This is a genomic window from Acinetobacter sp. YH12116, from assembly GCF_013418895.1.
GTDB lineage: Bacteria > Pseudomonadota > Gammaproteobacteria > Pseudomonadales > Moraxellaceae > Acinetobacter > Acinetobacter indicus.
Map to the genome: position 1 here is coordinate 1 of NZ_VPBE01000049.1, position 5,692 is coordinate 5,692.

A 5,692-nucleotide genomic window follows, 5' to 3' on the forward strand; every position below is an offset into this window, starting at 1 on the left:
CGTAAGGGATCAAATGCGAAGAAAGCTCTTAAGGGTCTACCGCGATGTTGAACACGCAGTTCTTTCATATTGGTAAATTTAGACTCATACACAGTATCTACTAAAGGACGGCCTAAACTCGGTCCCTGCTGCTGTAGAACAACCAGGGCAGCTAGGACCTGCTCTTATGTAGGTTCATCTTGCTGTTCAAGCCACTGATTAAATAGATCTGTCGTAATGACTGTCCACATACCACAACCAGAATATAGATTATAGTCTATATTTTAGGGGGCATTATGTTTGTTTTGCAAATGAGAAAGGATAGGCAATAAAAAACCCCGGTATCCTGCCGGGGTTTTCCATATTTGGCGCTTAGATCTGACTCCTGTCTGATCTCACGTTCCTTGTTGTTCATCTTATTCTTTTTATCTGGAGCATCCTGCTCTCTATGTCTTCATGATAGGAAATTTCCAGTATTGCGGATAGCAGCAAAGGGCCGAGATTGGTATGAGCCAGGGCTTACAAAATAGCCTAAATTTTATCCACAAAAAATGTGGATAATTTTGGACATTGAGGCATTGATAAAATTTGAAAAACCTCAAAACTGACTATTTTTTAGTCAAATTTATTGGCAAGAAGTATCAAAACCGCTCATAAAAAAGCCGACTTGTTTCAAAATCGGCTTTTTGGTCATTTTTGGATTTTTCTATTTTTATTAAGTGGTTGATATTTAGATTAATATACAAGTGTACTTCGTATAACGCCCATTATGTTAAATAGAGGGAAAATCTATTTTTAAAGTGATAAAATTATTGCAGTTATTTTAAGAATAGCTGCTTTTGATACTTGATCATCTATCCTAATTAAAAACTGTTTTTTAATAATTTGGAATATAAATAAGATTTAGTTAAAATTAACATTATTCATATAAATTAACATTATGTATTACATTTACTAATAATTTAAAATAATTAGTAGAAAAAAATTATGTTTTAATTATTTCTTTGATTATATAAGTTGAGAGTAAAAAATGATTAATACGGAATTTTCAAAGTGTATTTCTGCATGTACAAACTGTTCACTTATTTGTACTGAATGTGCAACTTCTTGTTTAAAAGAAAAAGATTTAGAGATGATGCGTGAATGTATTCAACGTTGTCTAGAATGTGCAGATATTTGTCAGTTATGTGTGCGTATGCAACAACATAACTCACCTTTCCTCAAAGAGATTTGTGAGCTTTGTGCTAAGATCTGTGAATATTGTGCGGAAGAGTGTGAAAAACATTCACATGATCATTGTAAAAAATGTGCTGAGGCTTGCCGTCAGTGTGCAGAAGAATGTCGAAAAATTGCCATGTAAAATACTTCAATAATGTTAATTATATGCTCTAGACTAACATAATCATTCTGCTAGTCTAGAGCCTTTCCTAAAATTAACATAATACACCTTATACGAAGCCAAAAATGGGAGCTTTAAGCTCCCATTTTTAGTCTTTAATTCGCTTTTTCGCTTCGTCATAAACTATGCTATCAGCTCGTTTTCCGACGGTAATGAGCAGGATAACTACCTGATCATCTTTAACTTGATAGACAAGTCGGACACCAGCTTTTAATAATTTGATTTTATAGCAACCTGCAAGATCGCCTCTAAGCATATTCTTTGGAATATGTGGCTGCTCTATGACTTTGGCTAGTTTCTTTTTAAATTGATCTCGTATAGCAACAGGGAGTTTTCCCATTCTGCTGTAAAGTCCTTGTGACGTAAAAGCTTATAAGTCATCTAATGTGACTTCCTCAAACATCTCTTTAGGATCATTAATGCGCTTACGGACAAGAGCTAATAATTCTTCATCTTCTTCCGAAAGCAAAGCTTTTTTGACAGGCAGTTTCCCAGTCGTAGCAACATACTCAAGAATACTAGTGAAGAAATCAGTAGGTGCAATACCTTGCTCTTTAAGGATTGAATAAGATTTTTCTTTAAGGGCTTCATCGATCCTGAAGTTAACAGTAGCCATCATATTTCCCAAGTATTTAATGTACTAGGAATATTGTAATGCAAATTGCATTACAAGTCGTGTTATTCCCAAGTAGAAATGTCCTACCTAATAACCAAATAGAAATGTCCTATATGGACATTTCCAAGTCAAGCACAGGATTTAGATTTCGTTCTTGAATTGCTGTTTTCTGTGCACGTCTGCTTGGCATCTTTTGAGAACGATTGCGTTTATTTTGTTGTTCTAGTTCTTCATGCTGCTGTTGAATATGGGCTAATACAGAACCCAAACGTTTATTTTCAACAATCTCTCGCTGGTTGAGCTGACTTAATTTATCGAAGATGCTGTAATTGATTTTTCTTCCCTGATATTCAATCGCGACTGTACTATCCGGGTATTCCAGAAACTCAAGATACTTGCCAATCAATCTTTGGTTTTCTTCCGTGTTTTCCAGGAGATATACGCATTTATCATAAGTAATCGTCAGACTATTCGTGACTCTGCGGGGTTCACGCCAAGTAAAAATATCATCTAACTCTTCGGCTGTTTCAGTGATAGGCCGATGTAGATTCTTAGGATTAAAAGCCATCTTGGCGAACTTCTGATTGAACTGCTCAATGAAGCAGGGTAGCCAGGCATTGGCTTCGGCAATCGAACTGATGCCTTCCAGACGCATTTCTTTGATCAGACGGTCCTGAAGCGTTCTATTGGCTCGTTCTACACGGCCTTTGGCCTGTGGTGAATTAGCGAAGATAATATCGATATTCAGGGTGCTGAGTACGCGCCCAAACTGGGTAATCTTGGTGTCTTTCTTACTGCTTTGATTCACCCTGAAGACTGAATGTTTATCGCTGTAGAAGGCTAAAGGCTTACCATGCTGCTCAACATACAAACGTGTTGAAATCATATAGTCAAAGGTTGATTCCGACTCACAGAAGCGTAAATGCTGCAATTTTCCTGTAGCATCATCGATAAACACCAGCAGACAGCATTTAGCAGCGCGTCCTTCAAACCAGTCATGGTGTGAGCCATCGATTTGGATCAGTTCACCATAACAGTCCCGGTTATAACGAGGCTGATACGGGCGTTTCAGACGCTTGGCGCGAGGAATCCATAAATCGGCTGCAATCATCCAGGAACGCAGTGTTTCCACTGAAATATCAAAGCCATGAACGGTGGTGAGCTTTTCATGCGCTAAAGTGGGTCCGAAACCATGCAGTTGATCAGAAACAATATTGAGGCACTTGAGTCTGAGTTCTTCAGGAAGCCTGGAATTGCTGATTTGACCACGACCGGCATGGGCTAATGCAGCTGGGCCTTGAGCTTTGTATTTTTGCAATAAACGTCTGATCTGACGCTCTGAAATATGAAGTAGCTGAGCAGCTTGGGACTGGGTTATGCGTTGATCACTGATTTCCTGCAAGACCGACAATCGTTTAAGTTCTTTATCCGACATAGACACCAACATATCAAACCGTCCGCTAAGAAAATTGCAAAAGTGCATATTCTAAAAGCGGACATTTTTACTTTGGAGAAACCGGACATTTCTACTTTGGGCTTACAAGTCGACTTCGCATAACAGCCATTATGTTAAATGGAAGGAAGCAAAATAAGTTAACATTTTGCTTCCGGCCACATTAAGCTAGAGTTTTATTTAAATAAAGCTATTTAGTAATCATTAAATTAATTAAAATCTAAATCTAACACCAGCTCCATATAACCAACCTTTCTCAGAGTTTGATTCTATTTGCCACGACGTTTCATCATTACCTTTTGAATACTCATAGGCAATGTCGATATACGGCATGATCTTTTTACTGATTTCATAGCGAGTTTCAAACCCTGCGGTTGCACTGCTTAAACCAGTTTTTTTCGCATATTTAGAGTCATCACTAAAGATAGCATCCAACTCTAAATAAGGTTGAATAATCAACTTTTGCGTAATCAGAAAATCACGTTCCGTTTCTAGGCTAAAGCCCGCATAATTGTCTTCTCCCGCATAGAGATAAGCATCAGTTTCAAAGAAATATGGCGCCATACCATGTAAGCCAATCACCGCATCAACATTTTCTTCGGTGTCTTTGCGATGATCATTGAGTTCAACTTTTTCACTACGATAACGTGCACCAATCTGTGCATCCCAAAAGTCTGAAATCATACGGCTATATAAAAGTTTGGCATCATAATGTGCATCATGCGATTCTTCTTTATCGGCATGAATTTTAATAAAAAGCTTATTTTCATCTGTGCCAATACGGGTTTCAAACTCTGACTTTAAATCACCTGTGCCATCTTCATTGACAAGCCACTTATTGTCCACTGTCGTAATCGCATAAATTTGCGCACCGTGTTCTGAGCGATGATCATAATGCGAACTCTGCTGAGCATTCGCATCTGGTACATGATGTAAATGATTAACCGTAGATGTTGCCTGATGTTGTGCCTGATTCATTTGGCTATGGTTCATTTGAGAGCGATCCATTTGCATCGGCTGATTTTGACTAGAAGATGTAGCAACTGTCATTTTTTCAGGCGCACTATGATCTTCACCATTATGTGCCAAACTCACTGCACTGACCATCAACAAAGAGCTTGCTAAAACAGTTTTAGAAAAAAGATTAATGGTGCGCATGTTGATCTCCTTTCTGTACTTTTTGATCTTGCTGTTTCTCTGTTGATTTGTGATGCATTGGCTGATGACCTGCATGTTGATGGTTCATCGGTGCTGAATGTGCAGCATGATTCATTTTCCCCATCATCTGCATGTGTTGTGCATGCTCTTGTGGAGAATGCTGTGAATGATCCATCTCAGACATCGCTTGATGATTCATTGATGGTACATTTTTTCCATCAGTCTGAGCAGTTGAATGATGCCCTTCGTGCGCCAAACTTAAGCTTGTTAAACTCAATACCGCAACAGAAAAAAACGCTTTAAATACAAAATTAGTGATGTGCATGTCCAGCTCCTTTTTGCTCAGTTACTTGGTGAGTTTGAGTCGAATTTGTACCTTGAATTGGCGTTGTAGACACTTGTTCATCGCTAACATTTGCCACGATCAACTTGTTCATCATTCCTGCACTCATGTGATACAACAAATGACAATGGATTGCCCATTCGCCCAACTCATCCGCAGTTAATAAAGCAGTGACTGTTTTACCCGGTGGTACAATCAATGTGTGTTTATTCGGCATATCTACCGACTCTTGACCATTCTCCAACTGCATAAACATGCCATGTAAATGCATGGGGTGCGCCATCATACTGTCATTAATAAATTTGATACGGATACGCTCGCCATACTTCACTTTTAATGGCTCAGCATCGCTGAATTTTTTACCGTTAATCGTCCAAATATAACGCTCCATAGTACCGCCCAAACGCACTACTAATTCACTGCTAGCTTCACGAGTATCTTTTTGCGGTTCTAAAGATTTTAAATCACTATATTGCAAGGCTTTATTGCCCACAGGTGTAGATGCATTTGCCCAACCATAAACCACTTGATCATTTTCTTGTGGTTTTGCTGTGCCATGCTGTGAATGATCCATTTTCGAGTGATCCATGCCTTGCATATCGCCATGGTTCATTTTTGAATGATCCATTTTCGAGTGATCCATGCCTTGCATATCGCCATGGTTCATTTTTGAATGATCCATTTTCGAGTGATCCATGCCTTGCATATCGCCATGGTTCATTTTTGAATGATCCATTTTCGAGT

The 5,692-nt window shown here is 38.6% G+C and carries 6 protein-coding genes and 2 pseudogenes; 1 reads left to right on the top strand and 7 read right to left on the bottom strand.

Annotation, left to right across the window (positions count from 1 at the left end):
* Positions 1-230: pseudogene (locus FTU54_RS14620) on the bottom strand (type II toxin-antitoxin system RelE/ParE family toxin); the annotation flags it as partial.
* Between the two features lie 779 nt (positions 231-1,009).
* Between FTU54_RS14620 and FTU54_RS14625 the strand changes: the two are divergent.
* Complete coding sequence (locus FTU54_RS14625) at positions 1,010-1,339, top strand: four-helix bundle copper-binding protein (RefSeq protein ID WP_016658833.1); 330 nt, start codon at positions 1,010-1,012, stop codon at positions 1,337-1,339.
* Positions 1,340-1,466: 127 nt separating this feature from the next.
* Here the strand turns inward: FTU54_RS14625 and FTU54_RS14630 are convergent.
* From FTU54_RS14630 to FTU54_RS14655, 6 genes and pseudogenes are all read right to left on the bottom strand, one after another.
* Positions 1,467-1,759 (bottom strand): annotated as a pseudogene (locus FTU54_RS14630) (type II toxin-antitoxin system RelE/ParE family toxin).
* Positions 1,749-1,994: a type II toxin-antitoxin system RelB/DinJ family antitoxin gene (locus FTU54_RS14635; protein WP_000246755.1), complete on the bottom strand. Its 246-nt coding sequence runs from the start codon at positions 1,992-1,994 to the stop codon at positions 1,749-1,751. The pseudogene FTU54_RS14630 and the gene FTU54_RS14635 overlap by 11 nt, the downstream one beginning before the upstream one ends.
* 109 nt (positions 1,995-2,103) lie before the next feature.
* Positions 2,104-3,429, bottom strand: coding sequence for an ISNCY family transposase (locus FTU54_RS14640; RefSeq protein WP_180074872.1), 1,326 nt, complete (start codon positions 3,427-3,429; stop codon positions 2,104-2,106).
* A 231-nt stretch (positions 3,430-3,660) separates the two neighbouring features.
* Complete coding sequence (locus FTU54_RS14645) at positions 3,661-4,605, bottom strand: copper resistance protein B (RefSeq protein WP_154320112.1); 945 nt, start codon at positions 4,603-4,605, stop codon at positions 3,661-3,663.
* On the bottom strand, positions 4,592-4,930 hold the full coding sequence (locus FTU54_RS14650; RefSeq protein ID WP_004897649.1) for a hypothetical protein: 339 nt from the start codon (positions 4,928-4,930) through the stop codon (positions 4,592-4,594). Before FTU54_RS14650 ends, FTU54_RS14645 begins: the two co-directional genes overlap by 14 nt.
* A partial coding sequence (locus FTU54_RS14655) for a multicopper oxidase domain-containing protein (RefSeq protein ID WP_180074873.1) occupies positions 4,917-5,692 on the bottom strand: 776 nt, incomplete at its 5' end. The genes FTU54_RS14655 and FTU54_RS14650, both read right to left, overlap by 14 nt.

Coding starts and splice junctions, on each gene's coding strand:
- FTU54_RS14625 (WP_016658833.1), top strand. CDS start 1,010: ATGATTAATACGGAATTTTCAAAGTGTATTTCTGCATGTACAAACTGT.
- FTU54_RS14650 (WP_004897649.1), bottom strand. CDS start 4,930: ATGCACATCACTAATTTTGTATTTAAAGCGTTTTTTTCTGTTGCGGTA.
- FTU54_RS14635 (WP_000246755.1), bottom strand. CDS start 1,994: ATGGCTACTGTTAACTTCAGGATCGATGAAGCCCTTAAAGAAAAATCT.
- FTU54_RS14640 (WP_180074872.1), bottom strand. CDS start 3,429: ATGTCGGATAAAGAACTTAAACGATTGTCGGTCTTGCAGGAAATCAGT.
- FTU54_RS14645 (WP_154320112.1), bottom strand. CDS start 4,605: ATGCGCACCATTAATCTTTTTTCTAAAACTGTTTTAGCAAGCTCTTTG.